Here is a 21,331-nt window from a genome sequence, read left to right on the forward strand (position 1 = left end):
CCTACTTCTTCATTTTAGGGTCCAGCGCATCACGCAAACCGTCGCCAATCAGGTTAATCGCTACAACTGTAATTAGAATACACATTCCCGGTGGGACCCATATCCAAGGCCGTTTGCGGAAGTCAATTAGGTTATTTGCAGCCGATATCATATTCCCCCACGAAGGTGTGGGCGGCACAACGCCGATTCCCAAGTAACTGAGCGCAGATTCTGTAATAATCGCACCCGCTACTCCAAGCGTAGCCGTAACAATAATGGTAGGAATCGTGTTCGGCAGCAAATGTCGGAATATTTTGCGACGGTCTCTCAAGCCTAGCGCTTCCGTCGCCTGCATGAACTCCTGTTCACGCAGCGTAAGAATTTGCCCCCTGACCAGACGGGACAAGCTAGTCCAGCTCAAGACCCCGATAATGAGCATCAGAAAATAAATGCGATTCGACGGATCGACTTTCAAATCCGACAGAACAGCACCTAAAATAATAAGCAGCGGTAATGTAGGGAGTGCCATGAAAATATCGGCAATCCGCATAATAACCGTATCCACGCCTTTACGATAAAACCCTGCCAGCGCACCCAACGTCGCTCCAATCATGACCGAAATAAACGTGGCGACCAGTCCCACCGTCAAGGAAATACGGCCGGCCAGCATTGTACGCAGCAAAATATCTCTACCAAACTTATCTGTACCAAGCCAGTACTTAGCATTAGGCGATAAATTTTTGTCAGCTAGCTTGTAATCATCTAAATGATAAGGTGAAATCATCGGTCCAAAACTACAAATGATAACCATCAGAATTAATATAACGAGACCAGCCAAAGCCAGACGGTTTTGGTTAAAACGGCGAACGGCGATTCTCCATGGAGACGCTTCAGGACGGATCGCCGCCTTTTGATTCGTTTCAATCGTGACTGTTTCTGCGGACAATAGTATCCCTCCTACTTCAAGCGAATTCTTGGATCTGCCATGCCATACAATACATCAGAGAGCAAATTACCGATAAGCGTAAGTAACGCTAAGAAAATCGTGAAGCCCAACATAAACGGATAATCCCGCATACTAATCGACTCCAGATAGACCTGACCCACACCCGGCCACACAAATACCTTCTCCAGAATCATCGCCCCACCAAATAAGGCCGGAAGCTCGAAGCCAAGTAGTGTGATGGCTGGAATCAGTGCATTGCGCAGTGCGTGCTTGAAAATAACCGTACGTTCCTTCAAGCCTTTGGCGCGTGCGGTACGAATATAATCCTGACGAATGACCTCCAACATGCCTGTACGGAAATACCGGGTCAGACTTCCTGTGCTCAGCATCGTAAGTACGAGTGTCGGCAGGAACATATGCTTGAGAACATCCACCATATAAGCCCATGAGCCTGGCTCCATCCCTGCTGTGGTCATGCCCCCAACCGGGAGAATCCCCCACTCCAGGGCAAATATTTTGATGACCAATAGACCAATAAAAAATGAAGGCAGCGACATACATAAGAAAATGAATAATGTGACAAACTTATCGAATAACGAATATTGAAACTTGGCTGAAAATACTCCTGCAATAACCGCAATCAGCCAGCTAAAAATAAGACTAAAAAAAGCGATAATAAATGAGTTCCATACATAATTGCCAATGACCTTCGTTACCGGCTGCTTATGCTGTAATGAATCCCCCATATTCCCCTTTAACATATTACCGGCCCATATAAAATAGCGTTGGTATTCCGGTTTATCCAGCCCGTAGATATGTCGTAGCTGCTGCGCCTTTTCGGCCGTCATATTCGGGTTCTGCTTGGCTGTAATATAATCACCCGGCACCATGGCTGAAATCGCAAATACGATAATGGATATGCCAATAAGTGTGGGGATGAGTTGCAGCAGTCTTCGAATAATGTACTGCTTCATATTCATTCCTCCAGACGAATAAAGTGATATGCCCAGCTCGTGAGAGCTGAGCATACGTTTGGCAACCCTTATTGAGCGATCTGAGCGTTATGCAGGGTGAACTCAAAATCTTTGTATGGTGTAATTTCCAAGCCGGATACACGTCCATTAACTGGCCACATATCTCTGCGTTGGTACATAAAAATAGTTGGTAGATCCTTATTCAGCTCTTGATAGAGCTGTTTGTAAATCTGTTTGCGTTTCTCTTGATCCAGTTCATGCTTACCAGCAAGCGTTAGTTCATCGACCTTCTTATTGGAATAGCCGATATCATTTTGTGCACCATTCGAAATAAAAGTCGTTGTATCCGGGTCTGGAGTTAAGCCCCAAGCCGCGAAGAACATATCAAACTTGCCTGTGTCCTTTTTATCCATAATGGCGTTAAAATCTAAAGTTTCGGAAGTCAGCTTGATGCCTAGCTCCTTATAGTTATTGGACATGATCGGTAGCAAGGCCTCTACTACTGGATTATCAGCAGTCGCAGAGAAGTTAATGGTCAGCTTTTCTCCGTCCTTTTCGCGAATTCCGTCAGCACCAACCTTCCAGCCTGCCTCATCCAGCAAAGCCTTCGCCTTAGCTGTATCAAATTCATATTTGTTGATACCTTCATCCGTATAAGACCAAGATTCTGTAGATTGTGGAATGTTAATAACATTCGCATATGGACCATACACGCCCTGCACAATCTCCTTACGGTTTAAGCCAATCGTTAGAGCCTGACGTACTTTAGGGTCCTTAAATTTCTTTTCCTTATGATTAAACGCAATATATCCATAGCCGTTTGTCGGCATAATATTCACGTCCAAGAAGCCCAACGCCTTTAATTCCTCTACATTGTCTTCAGTAACTGTGATGTTGTCCATGTCCGTTTCACCTGTTTGCAGCATAGACAGGTTTGTTTCTTCTGTTGTTGTTTTGAAAATAACTGACTTCACTTTTGGTGCGCCTTTGAAATAGTTTGGATTCGCATCAAATACGACTTGTTGACCCGGGGAGAAGCTCTTCAGTACATACTGACCAGAGCCGATTGGCTTGTTATTAAGTGCCTTGATGCTGTCCAGGTTACCCTTTTTGAATCCTTTTCCATAATAAGCTTCTGGCATGAAGTATTGCTCACCCAGAAAATCCTTTGTATACGCTGTTGCTTCTGTAACGGTTACCTCTACTGTGTTATCATCAATGACTTTGATACCAGAGATATCATTCGCCTTGCCATCGTGATACTCTTTACCGCCTTTAATCTTAAAAGATAATACATCTGTTTCTCCGTCATAATTTGGATCATGCAGTACCTTGAGGACAAAAGCATAATCCTTCACTGTTACTGGGGTACCGTCACTATACTTCACGCCTGGTTTCAGATGGAATGTATATTTTAGACCATCCGGCGATACATCAACCTTGTCAGCCAAACTATTTTCATATGTACCATCCGCCTTCACCTGTAAGAAGGAATCAAATACTGTTCTGACTACATATAAATCGTAAGTCGTTTGCCAGAATAGCGGGTTAAATACCCCTTTAGGTGATGTCATACCTACTACAATGTTATCTTTCCGATTAGTGGCTCCCGGAGGATTTTGCGTGAGATCAGTCGCTTTGATAACGCCCTCCGTAACGGGTGCAGTTCCTTCATTTCCCTCTGTTTTATTATCCGCATTGCCTTGCTGTGGCTGTGCCTCATTAGCACCCCCGCTACATCCTGCAAACAGAACACCAACGATCGTAAGCACCATAAGCAAAGAAACCCATTTCTTCGTCTGCATCATCCTGTTAATCCCCCTTAGTCGGTTCTTTATTTAACAGCCTGTCTCATTCCTGCGGTGATTCGTTAAAGCTTGAGGTTTGAAAATGAAGTTGCACATCCTCCTTACTGTCTTAATAGCGTAAACACGTGTTTTAGACCTCTGGTCAATTTCGTGCGCTAACAACCATTACATTTTTATTAAGGTTTATCTTAAGTGTAAAATAATATCACGTCAATATCTTTTTTTATGTAATATAAAAATGCAAAATATCTATTTATGTAAAGTTTATGAATTTTACTTGTGGAAAATGACAAAAAAACAAGATTTCATGTAATATAAAATAACATTTCAGAAGGCCGAAATGTTTACTCTGGCGAGTTGGGGAGCTTGCAATTTCACAAGCCATTAAAAGGTATACTATGGTTTATGGGTAAACATGGATTGTATTATTAGTAAGTTACAATAGATGGCACTTGTTGTCAATATAAAAAATCACGAAAAAAGACGCTCCCGGGATCGGGAACGTCTCTTTTTTCCACCCACTACTATTCAGTAGTGTAAGGAAGCAATGCGATTTGACGGGAACGTTTAACAGCGATTGTCAACATACGTTGATATTTCGCACTTGTTCCAGTCACACGACGAGGAAGAATTTTTCCACGTTCGCTGATGAATTTTTTAAGCAGGTCTGTATCTTTATAGTCAATGTGAGTAATTTTGTTCACAGTGAAGAAACATACTTTACGACGTTTGTTGCGACCACCACGACGAGCTGGTCTTTTGTTATCGTCTCCGCCTTCTCTTTGTCTGAAGCCCATTCTTTGTCAGTCCTTTCCCAATTAAAATGGTAAATCATCATCCGAAATATCGATCGGTTTTCCGTCATCGGAAAAAGGATCCTGATTGTTTCGCGAGTTATTATTCCCGCGTCCACTATTGCTGTTACCGCCTCCGAAAGGAGACTCCTCACGCGCAGCTCCACCGCTATTGCCGCCACCGTTACCGCCATCGCGGTTAGATTCCAAGAAACGCACATTATCAGCTACAATTTCAGTCACGTATACACGTTTTCCTTCATTGTTCTCATAATTACGCACCTGAACACGGCCTTCAACAGCCGTTAAACGACCTTTGCGAAGATAGTTAGCGCATGTTTCAGCAAGCTGACGCCAGGTTACGATCGGCAAGAAATCCGCTTCCCGTTCGCCGCCTTGACTCGTAAACGGACGGTCTACAGCCAGGGTGAACTGGGTTACTGCTACACCAGATGGTGTATAGCGCAGCTCTGGATCTTTGGTCAAGCGACCGATCAGAATGACACGGTTCAACAATCCAATCCCCTCCTTTGAGCGTTGTTCATTACATAATCACGTACAATAATTAAGCTACGTCGTTCGTAATGAGATAACGAATTACTTCGTCAGAAATTTTCATGATACGCTCAAGCTCAGTAACAACAGCAGGTTCTGCTGTGAAGTTTACCAGAACGAAAGAACCATCACGGAATTTCTTGATCTCATACGCAAGACGGCGTTTAGTTACATCGTGACTCGTAATTTCGCCACCGCCGTTAGAGATGATACCTTGGAATTTATCGACTGTCGCTTGAACAGCTTCTTGTTCAATGTCAGGACGAATAATATACATCGCTTCATATTTGCGCATTCTTTACACCTCCTTATGGACATAAGGCCCTCAATCTCAGTTGAGAGCAAGGAACGAGCCTAAACTCGCACTAAAACAGTTTACCAAATCCAACAACTGAATGCAACCTACAAATTCAATACACAAGCCTAAAACGGCTAAAACACTTGCATATCATAAGCTTTATACAATTTTATAGCATATCAAAAATTTCGCATATATAAAGGAAATCATTTGATTCACTCAGTATCTGTATACCCGGTTTCGCATGTTTCTGTTCAAGACAGCGCACAATAACCGTTGCAGTCCAAATTCATTTATCTAAGGAGGCACAATCGCATGGGTGAAAAGACTGAGTTCGAACCAGGAGATAAGGTCCCAAACGACGGCGTATACATGGAGGTCGGAGAAAAGAGCTTCCATACTGAAATCCAAAACCCGCAGCAAGTAACGCTGGAAAGAGGCGATTCTTTTCCCAAAACCGCCAACCATAATCGCAAATGGAAGAAAAAAACGAAAGCCCGTGTCCACTAATGTATATTTCCTCGGAATCCTGGCCATATTATGATTAGGCGATACAACAGAGAGGTGTGGTTCCGTTGGACGACGTAGCCGGACAAACTGTTAGGAGATCCATTCCGGGCATTAGAAGCGTTAGGTTTGTGTAAAAGGACACTGTCTTTTCAACACGGTATTGCTGGTCAGTACACCGAGTTTCATGATGTGATTGGACAGATCGTATCCTGTTAAAAATGTATCGCCTACGATGGAGGACCTTTGTGGTCCTCCTTTGTTGCATTATCGGACTTTTTGCATATCCTGGTAAAATGCAGATTAATTCAGCTCCTTCTGCTAGAATATATCCAAGTACAAAGACCTACTATCTACGGAGGTTTAAAGATGAGCTATTCTCGAATATTAAAGTGGATATCAGGTATATTCGAATTGGTGCTTGCCGTACCGATTGTGGGGGGAGCTATTGTCATGGGGAGCGGCTACTCGGCTCTGGGATTTATGCTTGTCCTGCATGCAGTAACACTTATCCTGTCGTTACGCAATCAGGAGGCGATCTACGGCTCTGTATGGGGAGTACTCACTTCTTTGCTGGCCTGGATACCCTTTGTAGGCTGGGCTCTCCATTTGATTGCAGCGATCCTTCTGATGATCTCTGGCTCAAAAAAAACAAAACGCTATCATTACCCGCCTAACCAGCTATAACAAAAGAGTGCTCCTACCGGCAATGTTTCTCTGCTGTCAGGAGCATTTTTTGCTGTAATGATATCTCTCAGAAGGAACAAACTAACCCTTGTCTTTTACAAGGTCGAGCTGTATGTCTCCCCTTTCTCGCAGACACAGCAATTCATCGAACAGGAAAGTAAGTCCGCTTTTGTCTCTCCAGTATCTGATGATGTCCGATACTACCTCCATCAAATCACGCCGAATCCCCTCTGCCAGTTGTAATCCTGCACTGTCACCATCAATGAACAAATGTGTGTGTGCCAGCTGCTCCAACTTGCGTACCTGACGCAGACATAGCACACCATTGTCCAGATAGAAGAAGTAGCATCCTTTATATAGAACCCCTTCGAATATCTCATACATATGCGGCAAATCATACGGCCCGTATACCATCGAAGCCCACTCCAATGCCAACGATTTACTCATACATCGTTTCCCCTTTCCTAATGAAAATAAAGTTATCCTTCTTTCCAAGTAATATGGAGCAAAAGTATGTAAACCTAAAACCAATAAAACTTAATAAGTACTACTTTATTAGTAATATAATATAAAAAATAGTACTACTCGGTGAGTAGTATGTCAATAGGATATACGAAAAAAGTTTTACGATATAGGTAGTGTAGGATATAATACAAATAACTAATTTAGTAATTTTGTAACCCACAATATTTTCTTAAGGAGGCTCATTAACGTGAGTCAAATTCATTTTAAATTGAGTGAAACACTAGAAATGATTGGAGCTACACGTAACAAGATCGCGGTGGAGTCGAAAACAAGACCTGCTACAATTCTTGATTTAGCAAGTGGCGATACAAAAACCATTAAGTTGGAAACCTTGGTTAATATCTTAAATGCGATAAACGAAATCGCCCGTAGCCACGGCTTGGAACAAACATTTGGTATTGAAGATATCATTCAGTACGTCCCTCAAAGCACAGAAAATACGCGCTAATCCACTTTGGGATAGCGCGTACTTTTTTTAATAATATGATTCTTACCTTTCAAAAAGCATAAATCCCTTCTAAGTTCTTTACTTCGTGGACACGTTAGCCGCATATATACCTTCAAAATATCTCCCATAAACAAAAAATCTCCTACGTCACAGACGTAAGAGATTGGTTTATTAAATGAAGTTAGTGGCGGAAAGAGTGGGAGTCGAACCCACGCACGCCTTGCGACGCCTAACTGATTTCGAGTCAGCCCCCTTAGACCTCTTGGGTACCTTTCCGCAGCAAGGATAATTATATCATCATTGCAACTGTGACGCAAGCTGATTCTGGTTCATCGCCATTCATCTTTCTTGGCTCAATTCGCTTCCGTGTTTTAATCGTCGGCGTTGGCCTTTGATCGCAGCACTTTCTTCATATTCTTTTCGAACTTGGCACGCGGAATCAGCACACTATGCTGGCAACCGACACATTTGATTCGAATATCCATCCCCATGCGGATAATTTCCATTTCATTCGTTCCACACGGATGAGGCTTCTTCATCTGTACAATGTCCCCTAGTTCAAATGACTTACGCTCCACCCTTCTCTCCCCCTTTTATTCCTTGCTCATCTTCTTTTTCTAGGGTTATCGCCGTCTCCAAGGCGACCTGACGATGTTCCTCATCCTCTAGGGCCTTCTTGATGTTATTCTGAATATCACGCTCTACCACGGCCCCTGTATTTGGCATACATTCTGCCACAACACGCACAATATACTCTGAGGTAGTCATGGACTGAACCCCTAACACATCTGGTATATTAAGTATCTGTACATTGGACTCTTCAATGCCTTGGATTGCCTGTTTTACCAAACCAACTGCTTCCTCCAGACTACGCTCGGCCTTCATTGGCACATCCACTACCGCCAACGCGTTGGACATGGAGAAGTTTGTTACCGTTGTAATTGAGCCGTTCGGTAAAATGTACACCTCACCTTTCCAGCTCACCAGTCTGGTTGTGCGCAGCCCGATCATTTCCACCGTACCCTTGAAAGTACCTGTCTGGATGACGTCTCCTACGGCAAATTGATCTTCAAAAATAATGAAGAATCCAGTAATTACATCCTTAACCAGGCTCTGTGCCCCAAAACCAACGGCCAATCCAAGCACTCCAGCTCCAGCAATCAGAGGACCAAGATTAATACCCATTTGAGAAAGCACCAGCATAATCAAGATGAAATTGAATACAATATTGGTTACATTTTTTAGCAATTCCCCAACGGTCGTTAACCGCCTTGTATTCAATCGGAATCTGCCGTTATCTCCCTTTTGTTGCATTGACTTATCTATAATTTTATTAATAACTCGAATAAAGATACGTGTAATAATGAAAATAATTGCAATTTTCAAAATCACAAACAAAAAGGTCGACCACATCTCACCATCTGTAATGAATTTCCATACGATATCCTTCAAGTGGATAGCACCCTTCACTACCTCTTCTGTGCCTGAATCGCCCTCCAGCCAATGCATAAAGGTCATCCTGTACTCCTCCTTAAAAAAGGGAACTACTCTTCCTGCTTCCCGAATTCTATTTCCTACTATATAAGCTTATCTACTGACTTCAAACATATGGCTATGAATAATCTACTTCCTCGAGTATAAAAGCACAAGTTTATCCATATACTAGCTACTATCTTGAGAATAAATGTTACCCGCAGGCTAATTGTTATTCTCCAAGGTACAGCGAGCGCAACCTTCACACTCCATTACAGAGCGAAAGGAAGATTCCATGACTCATCCATCTGACTTCATTCCGGAGCAAGAACCCCTAAGCTTAAAAATATCACACACAGACCCCGGGATCCAATCAGCCATCATCCATCGTCTGCTGTTCCATCTGCATCAGGCGCCGAGTCTGCAAAATATCGTCATTATTTGCATCGGCACCGACCGTTCTACTGGAGATTGCCTGGGTCCGCTCGTAGGTACGCATTTATCACGCTACAAAAGCCCTCTGTTTAACCTATACGGTACATTAGAGGAGCCTGTACATGCTATGAACCTGCAAACGACGCTGAATGGCATACAAGCCCGATATGAACAGCCTTATATCATTGGTATAGATGCATGTCTTGGACAAACCTCCAGCGTTGGATGCATTCAGGTTTCAGATGGTCCTCTCAAGCCTGGAGCAGGTGTAAATAAAGAATTACCGCCGGTCGGCGATATCCATTTAACTGGTATCGTTAACGTCGGCGGCTTCATGGAATACTTCGTGCTGCAAAATACGAGACTAAATTTGGTAATGAAATTATCAGATATCATTGCTGGCAGCCTATACTCCGCAATTAAGGAGTGGCATTACCGTTCTGTCCTGCTTGCTGCGCAAGAGTAACGGCTTCTTTTTCTTCAGGTGATAAGGAATAGGTGGATTGTCCCGCTTCTAGAGGCTTGGCATACACATATGAGCCATCTCGGTTATAAATGCCGGTTAATACCATACCATCCTGATTGTCGTCTACAATAGCCAGGGAAAAGCTTAAATCGCTTCCTCTCTCACCAAAGGCATTATAACGTTTGATACCTATATGTCCCTTCAAGCCAGCCAGTTTACTACGTAATGATTTCATACTTGCACGATGGGTTTCCTGCTCATCCTCAATCGTATCCATCTGTACCTTCAAATCAATCAGCAGCGTTTCCAAATTCTCGACACCGCTGCCTGCCATCATGGTTTCATACTTTCGCCGCATCTTCTTCAGCTTTGCACCCTGCACGATAATAACAATCAACAGGATGAGCAAAATAAGCACGATCCCTGCAACGATTCCGGCAAGCTGTTCCATGATTAGTCCATTCAATTCAGCCATATGCTTGCTTCTACTCCTCTACCTCAAAAATCATGTTACTGCATACTTATATTTTATACGTTTGAGAACAGCGAAACAAATAACACAAGGCTATTAGTTTATCCATCAAAACCATTCTAATTCCTGCAATTCCAGACAAAGCAAAGACATATCTCACTTTCCATTTTGCTCAAGGAGACATGTCCATATTTCAACAAACTACTGTAATAGCTCCAGTAATCTTTCCAAATCCTGCTGGCTGTAATAATTCAATTCAATTTTGCCTTTATCCTTATTGTGCTTGATCTTTACAGTTGTTTTAAAGCGTTCACGCAGGGACTCTTCCATATGGTCAATATAGGGGTCCTTTTTTCGTACCTTTGTTTTGGCTTTCGCCTCACCAGGCTTATGATCCAACTGCTGTACAGCTTCCTCCAGTTCGCGAACACTCCACTGCTGTTCAATACATTGCTGTGCTAACTGTTTCACCATGTCTGGATCTTTGAGCCCAACAATAGCTCTAGCATGTCCCATAGACAATGTTCCACGTGAAACATGATCTTTAACTTCTTCAGGCAATGCGAGCAAGCGAAGGAAATTGGCAATATGAGAACGTGATTTTCCCACTTTCATGGACAACTCTTCCTGAGTTAAAGAAAACTGATCCATTAATCCCTGATAAGCTACTGCCACTTCCATTGCATTCAAATTCTCACGCTGTAAATTCTCAATCAGGGCAATCTCCATCACCTGCTGATCCGTAAAATTGCGAACAACTACAGGTATAGTCGGATTCCCACAAAATTGAGAAGCCCGAAAACGTCTTTCCCCGGCTATGATTTCATATCCTCGCAATACACTACGTGCAATAATGGGTTGGATAACACCGTGCTGACGAATGGATTCGGCTAATTCCTTAATGGACTCTTCATCAAACGTTTTTCGAGGCTGGTACGGATTCGCACGCAACTGGCTGAGCGGAATGTCAACAACCTTATCCTCTTCATTGACTGTAAGGGAGGGAATGAGTGCATCAAGTCCTTTTCCCAACCGTTTACTCATAAGATACCACTTCCTTTGCCAACTCAATATATACCTCTGCCCCACGGGAACGGGGATCATACGTAATAATGGACTGGCCATGTGATGGTGCTTCGCTGAGTCTCACATTGCGTGGAATAATCGTCTGATAAACCTTGCTTTGAAAATACTTTTTCACTTCTTCAATCACCTGAATACCCAAGTTCGTGCGGGCATCAAACATGGTTAACAACACACCTTCAATTTGCAATGAGGTGTTCAGATGTTTTTGCACTAATCGCACGGTATTCAACAATTGACTTAATCCTTCCAATGCGTAATATTCACACTGGATTGGAATAATGACTGAATCGGAAGCCGTCAATGAATTGAGCGTCAAAATACCCAGCGATGGCGGGCAATCAATTAAAATATAATCATAATTATGCTTAACGAGTTGAAGCGATCTTTTTAATCTCAATTCACGAGAAATGGTCGGTACCAGTTCAATTTCCGCGCCTGCTAACTGAATGGTTGCCGGAATAATATCTAATCCTTCAACCTGTGTACTGACAATAGCTTCGCTAGGATCAACCTCGTTAATGAGTACATCATAAATGCAATTTGCCACATCCGCCTTATTGATACCCACACCGCTGGTTGTATTACCTTGCGGGTCGATATCCACGAGCAATACCCTTTTGCCGAGGGAAGCAAGTCCGGCGCCCAAATTAACGGAAGTAGTTGTTTTGCCTACTCCGCCCTTTTGATTGGCTACGGCTATTATTTTTGACACTTCATTCACCTCATAATTTAATCGGAATCCTGCTACACTCCATGATTGCAAAATGCTCTATGGAGACGTTACTTAGTCCTTAACTTACGGATAACGGCAATTTCAGAATAGAATTGAGTATGCTGCGGTTTTATTCGGCGTTAGACAGAAAAAGCGGCAATTGCTGCCGCCTGTACGCTTCATCCCTTACTTACGTTTGGGAATTTGAATGACAATCTCATAGTGATCCTCATGATCAGATTCCTTGGTTTTGATATCCAAGCCTGAGCCAGACACCATATCAATGGATTGACGTATCGTATTCAGCGCAAGCCGGACATCCTTGGTAAAGGAAATCCGCTTCGATTTCTTATTGGTGGATACTTGTTTATAAAAGGCAACTCGTGCCTCTGTCTGCTTCACATTGAGTTCTTTGGCAATGACTTCATCTAAAACCTTGTACTGTAGTTCTTCGGTCTCTAATGACAATAATGCACGAGCATGACGCTCGGACACCTTCCGTTCCATTAGAGCCTCTTTCACTCTCTCCGGCAGATGAAGCAGCCGTATCTTGTTAGCAATAGTGGATTGGCTTTTACCAAGTCGTTGAGCGAGGCTTTCCTGGGTGAGCTGATGTAGATCAATCAGCTTTTGGTAAGCTACAGCCTCTTCAATCGCAGTTAACCCTTCCCGTTGAAGATTCTCAATCAACGCGATGGATGCAGCTTGTGAATCATTAAACTCACGAACAATGGCTGGAATAGTTTCCATACCCAGCTTGGTGACAGCTCTCCAACGACGTTCCCCTGCTATAATCTCATATTGTCCATTACGGAAACGAACGACAATCGGTTGAATTACACCATGCGTCTTAATGGTCTGGCATAGCTCATCAATCTTCTCGTCGTCAAATATGGTACGGGGCTGATAAGGACTGCTGACAATATCCCGAACTGGAATTTGTTTTATTTCGTCCCCAGTAGATCGCTCCGTCAAACCAAATAGCTTGGAAAATTGTTCTTTCATTCCGTATAATACCACCTAATTTCATAATAGCACCATACTAACAGCGCTTCGTGAAAAACAGTTCCTTACGCGGATCGTAGACCCTTTTATATGAAACAGCGCCGTAAGCGGGTACACTCCACGTACTCCCCTGACATTTGTTGTCCCACTCCCCTATATGTATATCTGAATTCATGGGTACAGGAGCAGTCAACTTACATTAAAACGATTATCTCTATTCTATCACTTTTCCAGCCATAATCCTATCGTCTCTACCAGCTTTTCGGAAGGATAAGAGAATAAATTATGCATCCTCTTTGATAACTATCATCCATCTTCCTCCCCAAATGTAAACAAGAACGCATGATAGCAAAGAGTCTTTTATGTAAAGAGTCTATCAGCCATAAAAAAAGTGAATGTTTCACGTGAAACATTCACTTTCTTTCAAACATTTACACTAACGGCGTCTTCAAAGGAGTACCCGGCTTACGTGGATATTTTCGTGGTGTAGCCGCTCTTTTCTCAATAATAATCATATGTCTGGCTGCATCTTCAACAGGTAGCTGGAAGGCCTGAACATGTTTGATTTTTCCCTTTAGCTCTTTCAAGCTGTAGGAAGCTTCCTTGATTTCCTCTGTAGGATCACTGCCCTTCATCGCGGCAAAGTGTCCTCCTTCACGGACAAACGGCAAACAAAATTCATTCAATACTGCGAGACGAGCAACAGCTCTAGCTGTCACTAGATCATAGCTATCGCGGTATCCTGGTTTACGCCCCAATTCCTCTGCCCTGCTATGAATCAGTTCAACATTTTCCAGACCCAACTGTTCTACCACATGTGCCAAGAATTGTATACGTTTATTCAACGAGTCTACAATAGTCAACTGAATCTGCGGAAAGCATATTTTCAAAGGAATGCCCGGAAAACCTGCACCTGATCCAATATCAGCTAGGCTTTCCACATCTTTTAACGGTACATAAAAGGCCAGGGAAAGAGAATCATAAAAATGCTTGGTGTACACTGCATCACGCTCAGTAATACCCGTCAGGTTCATTTTTTCATTCCACTCAACCAGCACACGGTAATATGTTTCAAACTGCTCTAACTGACTGTCATTAATCACAATACTATGCTCTGCCAGCCGCTGCTTAAATTGCTGTTGTATCGCGTCCATTATGATCCCCTTGCTGCCGTTACGCGGTTATAATGCTCCAGATAAACCAGCAAAATGGAAATATCCGCAGGAGTTACACCCGAAATACGGGATGCTTGGCCAATCGACATCGGACGGATCTTTTCAAGTTTCTGCTTGGCTTCAATGGCCAGTCCTTGAACTTCACTGTATACAATATCCTCTGGGAGCTTCTTCTTCTCCATCTTTTGCAGACGCTCAACATGCATCAATTGCTTTTCAATGTAGCCCGCATACTTAATTTGGATTTCCACCTGCTCCTGTTCTTCCTCAGTTAGAGCTATAGGTGAAGGTGAGATTTGTGCTACTTGCGCATAACTGATCTCTGGTCGACGCAGCACCGTTAACAAATTACTGCCATCCTGTATTGGTGCAGATCCGCCTTGCTCCAGCATCTCATTTATATCAACCGGACGAACCTTCGCCAAGCGTAAACGTTCAATCTCTTGCTCTACCTTTTGCTTTTTATCCAAAAAGCGCTCGTATCGTTCATCCGTAATTAGGCCAATATCATGCCCGATCGGAGTCAATCGCAGGTCGGCGTTATCATGACGCAACAACAGACGGTATTCTGCACGCGACGTCAGCAAGCGATAAGGCTCATTCGTACCCTTCGTCACGAGATCGTCGATCAGAACCCCAATGTAGCCTTGCGAACGGTCCAATACGACAGGCTCTTTGCCCTGCACCTTGCGAGCTGCGTTAATCCCTGCCATAATCCCTTGACCTGCAGCTTCTTCGTAACCGGAAGTACCGTTAATCTGACCTGCTGTGAACAAGCCTGGGACTTTCTTCGTTTCCAAAGTAGGCCATAACTGCGTAGGTACCATTGCATCATATTCGATAGCATAGCCATTGCGCATCATCTCTACCTTTTCCATCCCCGGAATCGAACGCAGCACAGCTAATTGCACATCCTCTGGCAAGCTGGTGGACAAGCCCTGAACATAGTATTCAGATGTGTTTTTACCTTCAGGCTCCAAAAAGATTTGGTGCTTAGGCTTATCACTGAAACGTACCACCTTATCTTCAATAGATGGGCAATAACGTGGTCCCGTTCCTTCAATCAGACCAGAGAACATGGGTGCACGGTGCAAATTATCATTAATAATCTGATGCGTTTCTATTGAAGTATATGTCAGCCAGCAAGGAAGCTGTTCATTATCTGAAGACTTCGTTTCATAGGAAAAGAACTTCGGTTGATCATCACCCGGTTGTATTTCCGTTTTGCTAAAATCAATCGTGTCCTTATGCACACGTGGCGGCGTTCCTGTCTTAAATCGAACCAGATCAAAACCCAGCTCTCTCAAATGCTCAGACAATCTCAACGAAGGCTGTTGATTGTTCGGACCACTCTCATACATCAGCTCGCCCATAATGATTTTTCCGCGCAGATAAGTGCCTGTGGTCAGGACAACTGCTTTACTTCGATACTCTGTGCCCGTCTTCGTAATTACACCTACGCAATGACCGTCTTCCATAATCAGCTCTTCAACCATACCTTGGCGTAAGGTCAGATTCGGTTCCTTTTCCATCGTTTCCTTCATCGTATGCTGATAAGAGAACTTGTCTGCTTGTGCACGCAATGCATGAACCGCGGGACCTTTACCAGTATTCAACATTCTCATTTGGATAAACGTCTTATCGATATTCCGACCCATTTCGCCGCCCAGTGCATCAATTTCTCGCACCACATGCCCTTTTGCAGGACCGCCAATAGACGGGTTGCAGGGCATGAAAGCGACCATATCCAGGTTAATTGTGATCATCAACGTGCGACAGCCCATCCGTGCTGCTGCCAAGGCTGATTCTACGCCCGCATGGCCCGCGCCTACGACAATTACGTCATAGTCGCCTCCTTGGTAACCCATACCTTTCTTACCTCCTTATACATTCCGGTCTTCACGCCGAATATGCTCTTGTATATATAACGATAGTAGGCTTATATCAGCCATGCTTGAAAGTTCTATTTGCCCAGACAAAATTGTGAAAATATTTGATCTATTAGCGCATCATGCGCAGTATCGCCTACAATCTCACCCAAATGCTCCCATGCCAGCCTTACATCAATCTGGATCATGTCGATCGGAACAAATTGATCAGCGGCTTCATAGGCATCTACCAGCGATTGCCGCGCCTTCTTCAACAAAGCAATATGCCGTACGTTGCTGACATATGTCATATCCGCTGATTCCAGCTTGCCGCTAAAGAATAAATTCGATATAGCCTGCTCCAGTCGGTCCGCTCCCTCATTTTCCTTCACAGACATCGGTACGATAAGCTCTTCGGGAACATAACGCAGCAACAAATCCCGGTCTACTTGGGCCGGTAAGTCCATTTTATTCATAATGACAATCGCTTGTCTACCGCGGATTTGTTCCATTAATGCCATTTCATCCTCATGCAGTGGTTCGTTGGCGTTAATGACGATGAGCAGCAGATCCGCTTCACTAACCGCCGTTCTCGAACGTTCTACTCCGATCCGCTCCACTACGTCCATCGTTTCACGAATCCCAGCTGTATCCAGCAGCTTGAGCGGAATACTATTAATCGTCACATATTCCTCAATAACGTCACGGGTTGTGCCCGGAATATCGGTCACAATTGCCCGCTCGCCCTGAGCCAATGTGTTCAGCAGTGATGATTTTCCCACATTTGGTCTTCCAACAATCGCTGTGGTCAGCCCTTCACGCAAGATCTTTCCCTGCTCCGCCGTATGCAGCAGCCGATCAATTTCCGTCATGACCTGACTGCTTTTATCCTTGATTAAGTCAGATGTAAAAGATTCAACATCATGCTCAGGATAATCAATGTTCACTTCAATATGAGCAAGTGTCTCCACCAAAACATGACGCAAGCGACGAATATTCTGGGACAGTTGTCCATCCACCTGCTTCAAAGCCACCGAAAAAGCTTTATCTGATTTGGAACGAATCAAGTCAATGACACCCTCCGCCTGACTCAGGTCAATACGACCATTCAAAAAAGCACGTTTCGTAAATTCACCTGGCTCAGCCAGACGTATATTTTGCAGCAATAGTAAATCCATCACCCGTTTGACGGCTACGACCCCGCCATGAGTGCTGATTTCTACGACATCTTCTGTCGTAAAAGAGCGTGGGGCCCGCATCACTGTAACTAAAACTTCCTCCACCTTTTCCTGGCTTTGAGGATCTATTATATGTCCATAATGTACCGTGTGAGTTGGAGCCTTGCTTAGAGGCGTTTTACTACGGAACAATGCCTCCACTTCCATGACCGCTTCTGGACCGCTGATCCGTACAACCGCAATGCCGCCCTCGCCGACAGCCGTTGCAATGGCAGCTATAGTATCGCTCAGCATAAAGTTTCTACCTCCTATCAAGTAGAAACGACATTGCCGTCCTTCATCAAGGACGGCAGCCGTTTCAGCGAGAAATATAAGAAAAAAAGCAATGGCTTCTGCATCTTGCAGAGAGCCATTGCGTCGGATTATTTTTTAGCAATGACGACGCGCCGATTGGGCTCGTCCCCCTTGCTGTATGTTCTAACCAGCGCATGCTGTTGGAGCTTGGCGTGAATCAGCTTCCGCTCCTGTGACGGCATTGGCTCCAGTACCACTTCCTTGCCATAACGAATAGCCTGGTTCGCCAACCGATCTGCCAAATCCTCCAGCGTTTTTTGCCGACGTGCACGAAATTGCTCGGCATCCAGCACAATTCGGATGAATTTGTCAGAATGACGGTTGGCAACGATATTCGTCAGGTACTGTAATGCATCCAATGTCTGTCCTCTGCGGCCGATCAACATACCGAGCGACGGACCGGAGATATCCAGTGTACTTTCATCCTTGCGGTGGCGGACATCAACTTTAACGTCCAATCCCATTCCTGCTGCTGTTTCACGGATGAAACGCACCGCCTCTTCATAAGGATCTATATGTCCCGAAGGTGCTCCCATGTTCATCTGTGCTTCCTGTGCAACAGGCCCAGTTTCTTCTGATAAAGCCTGTCCCACGCTAGAAGGTGCTTGAGCCGATACATGAGGTTCAGCCGCGTGTGTGGTTTCAGGAGACGGCTCAGAGAGCAGCGTAAGCTCCACCTTCGCCTTCTTGACCCCGAGCCACCCCAGGAATCCTTTTGACGGCTGTTCCAACACGCTTACGGTTACCCGTTCACGGCTTACTCCCAGCTGGGAGAGTCCTTGTCTTACAGCATCTTCAACGGTTTTTCCTGATGTCACGACTTTGGTCATCTCGACTTTTTAGCCCCCTTCGTGTTTTTGCCACTTTTTTTCTTACTATTGGAGGAACCTGTTTTCGCGAGACTGGCTGTTTTCACATTCGCCAGTGCTGCTTCTTTATCCTTATTCCGATAAAGGAAATAGTTTTGAATGATCGTGTAAATATTACTGTAGAACCAGTACAATGGCAAAGCGGATGGGAAGTTGTACGACATGAACAGAATCAGCACCGGATAGACGTACAGCAAAAATTGCATTGGTCCCTGCTGCGGCGTCGGATTCATTTTCATCATCATCCAGGTTTGGACAAAAGTCGTAATCGCTGCCAAAATCGGCAGGATAAACAAGTGATCCGGTTTACCTAACTGGAGCCACAAGAAGTCATGATCCCGCAATGCCGAGTTATAATAAATGGCATTATAAAGCGCGATGAAAATTGGCATCTGTACTACCAAAGGAAGACAGCCAGCCATCGGGTTGACCTTATTTTCCTGGAACAACTTCATCGTCTCTTGCTGGACTTTTTCAGGCGTATCCTTGTACTTCGCTTGAATTTCTTTTAATTGCGGCTGAATGGCCTGCATAGCTTTGGAACTACGTACTTGCTTGAGTGTAAGCGGCAAAATAATGGTTCGCACGATAATCACCAGAATCAGTACGGCCAGGCCATACTCTCCAGAGAACCATTGGGCAAATGTATCTAACGCATACGAAAACCAGTAAACGACATATCTTTGCCAAAACGATCCATTGGCCAAGTCTGCCGTCGTGTAAGAATTGTGGGCCGTCTGAGCACATCCGGACAGCACAGCAACAAGTGCCAATAAGGCAATCAGGAGGAACCATTTTCCTCGTTGAGTCTTCAAACGCGACACTTCATAACCCCTTTCTTAACCAATCCATTCCAACGTAAATCATACCATATCCTGTAGGACAAAGATACTGACTATCGGCGTGAAGACTTGAGCAGCGAGGCTTTGCGTAGAACGTGCAGCACGCTTTTCTCCAGCTCTTGATACGACATTGTAACCGCACCCTTACGAACGATAAAAATCAGGTCAATCTGCTCCACCAATTCATGCTCATGATGGCGCACAATTTCCTTAACGATTCTGCGCATCCGGTTGCGAACTACTGCGTTGCCGATCTTCTTGCTGGCCGAAATTCCGACGCGGAACTGCTCTACCTCTCTGCGGCGGAACCAGTACACCACAAACTGATGGTTGGCAAAAGATTTGCCATGGCGGTATACGCGCCCAAAGTCCGCCCGGTTTCGTAGACGCAATTTTTTTTGCACGGCGCTTCTCCTTGCTCATCTCTTTTACACATGTCGGTAAGCTAACCTTTACCTTTTATATAGTAAGAAGTATGGACAACATTCCAACATGGTAATCTCGCTTATTTTATATCCGTTTTCAAAAGCTTCATCTAATATAGGACAGGATGCTGGACTTCTCCCTCTTCTTTCACTACATTTTTTACAACAATAAAAGAAGGAATCCGATCCCTGAATACCTCAATTATGAAAAAAAAGACCACCGTAGTGGTCTTTATGCACGCATTACGCACTCAATACTTTTCTACCTTTTTGGCGACGAGCTGCCAAAACTTTACGGCCATTCTTCGTGCTCATTCTTTTACGGAAGCCGTGAACTTTTTTACGTTTGCTGACATTCGGTCTGAAAGTCGGTCTCATTGTGCTGCACCTCCTTACAAGGAATACGTTTTATATGGAATATACCTAACGTAGCAATCTCCACAAAAAACACCTTTGTACATTTAACCACAAATAGCGGGCAAAGTCAATGTACTTGTGAATCCTCTCCCTCTTTTTCGCATTCAGGAAGCCTCCTCCCCTTCCTCCCGCTCACTCACTTCACTCTTTTATCCCCTTACTTCATAAAACTTCTTTCACCTCTCCCTCCATCATCAGCATTCTATTTGTAGTTTTCGCTCCTCCAAAAACGGTTTTTTACATTTATTCATTCTGTAACTTGAATCCATCCTATTTTCAGATCGACGTTATCAGGTTCGTTCAAAAATAATGTCGGAAACGTTACCGGAAATTTTCAACAGAAAAATAAGCCTCTGTGACCAAAAGGCAACGGCTGTTATACACAGATCCACAAAAAGAACTGAATTGTGATTTAAATGGTCATAACCTGTGCATAACATTTTAGAGTAAAAAAGAGTTATTGTCGAAAACTGAACAAATTATAAACAATATCTTGTGTTGTGAATAAAAATTGTACACAACAGATTGAATTTGTGGATAAATAACCACCAGTCATTGAAATACAAGGCTTCTTTTGCTATGATGATATTACTTTTGAATGTGAATATGTTGTTTTACCCTCCATATTATCAACACCCTGTGGATAAAGTTGTGAACAAGTTCAATTTATCCATCTTTTTATTTTTGTGCGGATTCGGGATTCTGGGGATATATTCTACATTTTTCATTTGATTTCGACATATTGCAGTCCCGTTTTGGCCTGCGGGATCAAGAGAACGGATCGTGCCGCACATTCCCTCCTGAGAAATATCGCCTTTCTTCTGCTGATCAGCAGCGGAATTTCCATTAGCTATTTTTCAGGGTCATTTTGTGCTGCGTTCTCTCACCACACTGCCGCATGATTTAGGCGGCGGTATGTCTTTTTATGGCCTTCAACAACATTTTTGGGATTTAGGCGTTTTGCCGAAGCGCCGAGAGCAGCTCTCTGCAGCTTAATTCGGTAAAATGTCAGGATTTAAAAGGAGTGACGTCT

General features: G+C 43.9%; 24 protein-coding genes and 1 tRNA gene. 4 read left to right on the forward strand and 21 right to left on the reverse strand.

Features of this window, described 5'->3' with window-relative positions:
- Position 1: 1 nt before the first annotated feature.
- From opp4C to rpsF, 6 genes are all read right to left on the reverse strand, one after another.
- Entirely contained in the window at positions 2–925 is a 924-nt protein-coding gene (gene opp4C / locus ACM1ND_RS27095; protein WP_013312797.1) for an oligopeptide ABC transporter permease, read from the reverse strand.
- A gap of 11 nt (positions 926–936) precedes the next feature.
- Entirely contained in the window at positions 937–1,899 is a 963-nt protein-coding gene (locus ACM1ND_RS27100; protein WP_023991143.1) for an ABC transporter permease, read from the reverse strand.
- Positions 1,900–1,967: 68 nt separating this feature from the next.
- Positions 1,968–3,707 carry an ABC transporter substrate-binding protein gene (locus ACM1ND_RS27105; protein WP_338533039.1) on the reverse strand — a complete coding sequence of 580 codons (1,740 nt, stop codon included), beginning with the start codon at positions 3,705–3,707 and terminating at the stop codon, positions 1,968–1,970.
- 524 nt (positions 3,708–4,231) lie between these two features.
- Positions 4,232–4,504 carry a 30S ribosomal protein S18 gene (gene rpsR, locus ACM1ND_RS27110; RefSeq protein ID WP_013312800.1) on the reverse strand — a complete coding sequence of 91 codons (273 nt, stop codon included), beginning with the start codon at positions 4,502–4,504 and terminating at the stop codon, positions 4,232–4,234.
- Between the two features lie 21 nt (positions 4,505–4,525).
- Positions 4,526–5,017, reverse strand: a complete 492-nt coding sequence (gene ssb, locus ACM1ND_RS27115) for a single-stranded DNA-binding protein (protein ID WP_013312801.1) — start codon at positions 5,015–5,017, stop codon at positions 4,526–4,528.
- Between the two features lie 49 nt (positions 5,018–5,066).
- Complete coding sequence (gene rpsF, locus ACM1ND_RS27120) at positions 5,067–5,351, reverse strand: 30S ribosomal protein S6 (RefSeq protein ID WP_013312802.1); 285 nt, start codon at positions 5,349–5,351, stop codon at positions 5,067–5,069.
- A gap of 318 nt (positions 5,352–5,669) precedes the next feature.
- Between rpsF and ACM1ND_RS27125 the strand changes: the two genes are divergently transcribed.
- On the forward strand, positions 5,670–5,864 hold the full coding sequence (locus tag ACM1ND_RS27125; RefSeq protein ID WP_028540980.1) for a YjzC family protein: 195 nt from the start codon (positions 5,670–5,672) through the stop codon (positions 5,862–5,864).
- A 366-nt stretch (positions 5,865–6,230) separates the two neighbouring features.
- Positions 6,231–6,548: a hypothetical protein gene (locus ACM1ND_RS27130; protein WP_053326514.1), complete on the forward strand. Its 318-nt coding sequence runs from the start codon at positions 6,231–6,233 to the stop codon at positions 6,546–6,548.
- Positions 6,549–6,629: 81 nt separating this feature from the next.
- On the opposite strand, the gene ACM1ND_RS27135 is transcribed toward ACM1ND_RS27130, so the two are convergent.
- Positions 6,630–6,995: a hypothetical protein gene (locus ACM1ND_RS27135; RefSeq protein ID WP_279833017.1), complete on the reverse strand. Its 366-nt coding sequence runs from the start codon at positions 6,993–6,995 to the stop codon at positions 6,630–6,632.
- 265 nt (positions 6,996–7,260) lie between these two features.
- Here ACM1ND_RS27135 and ACM1ND_RS27140 point away from each other — a divergent pair, with 265 nt between their 5' ends.
- Positions 7,261–7,521, forward strand: coding sequence for a hypothetical protein (locus ACM1ND_RS27140; RefSeq protein ID WP_023991146.1), 261 nt, complete (start codon positions 7,261–7,263; stop codon positions 7,519–7,521).
- Positions 7,522–7,706: 185 nt separating this feature from the next.
- On the opposite strand, the gene ACM1ND_RS27145 is transcribed toward ACM1ND_RS27140, so the two are convergent.
- The 3 genes from ACM1ND_RS27145 to ACM1ND_RS27155 form a co-directional block, all read right to left on the reverse strand.
- A tRNA-Ser gene (locus ACM1ND_RS27145) sits at positions 7,707–7,797 on the reverse strand.
- A 95-nt stretch (positions 7,798–7,892) separates the two neighbouring features.
- On the reverse strand, positions 7,893–8,099 hold the full coding sequence (locus tag ACM1ND_RS27150) for a DUF951 domain-containing protein (RefSeq protein WP_023991148.1): 207 nt from the start codon (positions 8,097–8,099) through the stop codon (positions 7,893–7,895).
- Complete coding sequence (locus ACM1ND_RS27155) at positions 8,089–9,039, reverse strand: mechanosensitive ion channel family protein (protein ID WP_338533041.1); 951 nt, start codon at positions 9,037–9,039, stop codon at positions 8,089–8,091. The genes ACM1ND_RS27150 and ACM1ND_RS27155 overlap by 11 nt, the downstream gene beginning before the upstream one ends.
- A gap of 250 nt (positions 9,040–9,289) precedes the next feature.
- On the opposite strand from ACM1ND_RS27155, the gene yyaC reads away from it, so the two are divergent.
- On the forward strand, positions 9,290–9,895 hold the full coding sequence (yyaC, locus tag ACM1ND_RS27160; protein ID WP_023991150.1) for a spore protease YyaC: 606 nt from the start codon (positions 9,290–9,292) through the stop codon (positions 9,893–9,895).
- Here yyaC and ACM1ND_RS27165 read toward each other — a convergent pair.
- From ACM1ND_RS27165 to rpmH, 11 genes are all read right to left on the reverse strand, one after another.
- Positions 9,849–10,370 carry a DUF4446 family protein gene (locus ACM1ND_RS27165; RefSeq protein WP_023991151.1) on the reverse strand — a complete coding sequence of 174 codons (522 nt, stop codon included), beginning with the start codon at positions 10,368–10,370 and terminating at the stop codon, positions 9,849–9,851. The genes yyaC and ACM1ND_RS27165 overlap by 47 nt on opposite strands.
- A gap of 198 nt (positions 10,371–10,568) precedes the next feature.
- On the reverse strand, positions 10,569–11,411 hold the full coding sequence (locus ACM1ND_RS27170; RefSeq protein WP_013312809.1) for a ParB/RepB/Spo0J family partition protein: 843 nt from the start codon (positions 11,409–11,411) through the stop codon (positions 10,569–10,571).
- Positions 11,404–12,165, reverse strand: coding sequence for a ParA family protein (locus tag ACM1ND_RS27175; protein WP_023991152.1), 762 nt, complete (start codon positions 12,163–12,165; stop codon positions 11,404–11,406). Before ACM1ND_RS27175 ends, ACM1ND_RS27170 begins: the two co-directional genes overlap by 8 nt.
- Positions 12,166–12,351: 186 nt before the next feature.
- The gene (gene noc, locus ACM1ND_RS27180) at positions 12,352–13,170 is read right to left on the reverse strand and encodes a nucleoid occlusion protein (RefSeq protein ID WP_013312811.1); all 819 of its coding nucleotides are present in this window, start codon (positions 13,168–13,170) and stop codon (positions 12,352–12,354) included.
- A 431-nt stretch (positions 13,171–13,601) separates the two neighbouring features.
- On the reverse strand, positions 13,602–14,324 hold the full coding sequence (rsmG, locus tag ACM1ND_RS27185; RefSeq protein ID WP_028540983.1) for a 16S rRNA (guanine(527)-N(7))-methyltransferase RsmG: 723 nt from the start codon (positions 14,322–14,324) through the stop codon (positions 13,602–13,604).
- On the reverse strand, positions 14,324–16,213 hold the full coding sequence (gene mnmG / locus ACM1ND_RS27190) for a tRNA uridine-5-carboxymethylaminomethyl(34) synthesis enzyme MnmG (RefSeq protein WP_028540984.1): 1,890 nt from the start codon (positions 16,211–16,213) through the stop codon (positions 14,324–14,326). Before mnmG ends, rsmG begins: the two co-directional genes overlap by 1 nt.
- 95 nt (positions 16,214–16,308) lie before the next feature.
- Complete coding sequence (gene mnmE / locus ACM1ND_RS27195) at positions 16,309–17,685, reverse strand: tRNA uridine-5-carboxymethylaminomethyl(34) synthesis GTPase MnmE (RefSeq protein WP_023991155.1); 1,377 nt, start codon at positions 17,683–17,685, stop codon at positions 16,309–16,311.
- 128 nt (positions 17,686–17,813) lie between these two features.
- Positions 17,814–18,575: an RNA-binding cell elongation regulator Jag/EloR gene (jag, locus tag ACM1ND_RS27200; RefSeq protein ID WP_028540985.1), complete on the reverse strand. Its 762-nt coding sequence runs from the start codon at positions 18,573–18,575 to the stop codon at positions 17,814–17,816.
- Positions 18,572–19,438 (reverse strand): YidC/Oxa1 family membrane protein insertase, encoded by an 867-nt coding sequence (locus ACM1ND_RS27205; RefSeq protein ID WP_023991157.1) that lies wholly within the window; start codon positions 19,436–19,438, stop codon positions 18,572–18,574. The genes jag and ACM1ND_RS27205 overlap by 4 nt, the downstream gene beginning before the upstream one ends.
- 71 nt (positions 19,439–19,509) lie before the next feature.
- Entirely contained in the window at positions 19,510–19,860 is a 351-nt protein-coding gene (rnpA, locus tag ACM1ND_RS27210; RefSeq protein WP_013312817.1) for a ribonuclease P protein component, read from the reverse strand.
- Positions 19,861–20,124: 264 nt separating this feature from the next.
- On the reverse strand, positions 20,125–20,259 hold the full coding sequence (rpmH, locus tag ACM1ND_RS27215; RefSeq protein WP_007433250.1) for a 50S ribosomal protein L34: 135 nt from the start codon (positions 20,257–20,259) through the stop codon (positions 20,125–20,127).
- Between the last annotated feature and the right edge of the window lie 1,072 nt (positions 20,260–21,331).

The organism is Paenibacillus sp. JJ1722 (assembly GCF_048282685.1).
GTDB lineage: Bacteria > Bacillota > Bacilli > Paenibacillales > Paenibacillaceae > Paenibacillus > Paenibacillus polymyxa_B.

Bases quoted from the DNA above. Each gene is read 5' to 3' on its own strand.
- ACM1ND_RS27100 (WP_023991143.1), bottom strand. From the start codon at position 1,899: ATGAAGCAGTACATTATTCGAAGACTGCTGCAACTCATCCCCACACTT.
- ACM1ND_RS27105 (WP_338533039.1), bottom strand. From the start codon at position 3,707: ATGATGCAGACGAAGAAATGGGTTTCTTTGCTTATGGTGCTTACGATC.
- rpsR (WP_013312800.1), bottom strand. From the start codon at position 4,504: ATGGGCTTCAGACAAAGAGAAGGCGGAGACGATAACAAAAGACCAGCT.
- rpsF (WP_013312802.1), bottom strand. From the start codon at position 5,351: ATGCGCAAATATGAAGCGATGTATATTATTCGTCCTGACATTGAACAA.
- ACM1ND_RS27125 (WP_028540980.1), top strand. From the start codon at position 5,670: ATGGGTGAAAAGACTGAGTTCGAACCAGGAGATAAGGTCCCAAACGAC.
- ACM1ND_RS27130 (WP_053326514.1), top strand. From the start codon at position 6,231: ATGAGCTATTCTCGAATATTAAAGTGGATATCAGGTATATTCGAATTG.
- ACM1ND_RS27135 (WP_279833017.1), bottom strand. From the start codon at position 6,995: ATGAGTAAATCGTTGGCATTGGAGTGGGCTTCGATGGTATACGGGCCG.
- ACM1ND_RS27155 (WP_338533041.1), bottom strand. From the start codon at position 9,039: ATGACCTTTATGCATTGGCTGGAGGGCGATTCAGGCACAGAAGAGGTA.
- yyaC (WP_023991150.1), top strand. From the start codon at position 9,290: ATGACTCATCCATCTGACTTCATTCCGGAGCAAGAACCCCTAAGCTTA.
- ACM1ND_RS27165 (WP_023991151.1), bottom strand. From the start codon at position 10,370: ATGGCTGAATTGAATGGACTAATCATGGAACAGCTTGCCGGAATCGTT.
- ACM1ND_RS27170 (WP_013312809.1), bottom strand. From the start codon at position 11,411: ATGAGTAAACGGTTGGGAAAAGGACTTGATGCACTCATTCCCTCCCTT.
- noc (WP_013312811.1), bottom strand. From the start codon at position 13,170: ATGAAAGAACAATTTTCCAAGCTATTTGGTTTGACGGAGCGATCTACT.
- rsmG (WP_028540983.1), bottom strand. From the start codon at position 14,324: ATGGACGCGATACAACAGCAATTTAAGCAGCGGCTGGCAGAGCATAGT.
- mnmG (WP_028540984.1), bottom strand. From the start codon at position 16,213: ATGGGTTACCAAGGAGGCGACTATGACGTAATTGTCGTAGGCGCGGGC.
- mnmE (WP_023991155.1), bottom strand. From the start codon at position 17,685: ATGCTGAGCGATACTATAGCTGCCATTGCAACGGCTGTCGGCGAGGGC.
- jag (WP_028540985.1), bottom strand. From the start codon at position 18,575: ATGACCAAAGTCGTGACATCAGGAAAAACCGTTGAAGATGCTGTAAGA.
- rpmH (WP_007433250.1), bottom strand. From the start codon at position 20,259: ATGAGACCGACTTTCAGACCGAATGTCAGCAAACGTAAAAAAGTTCAC.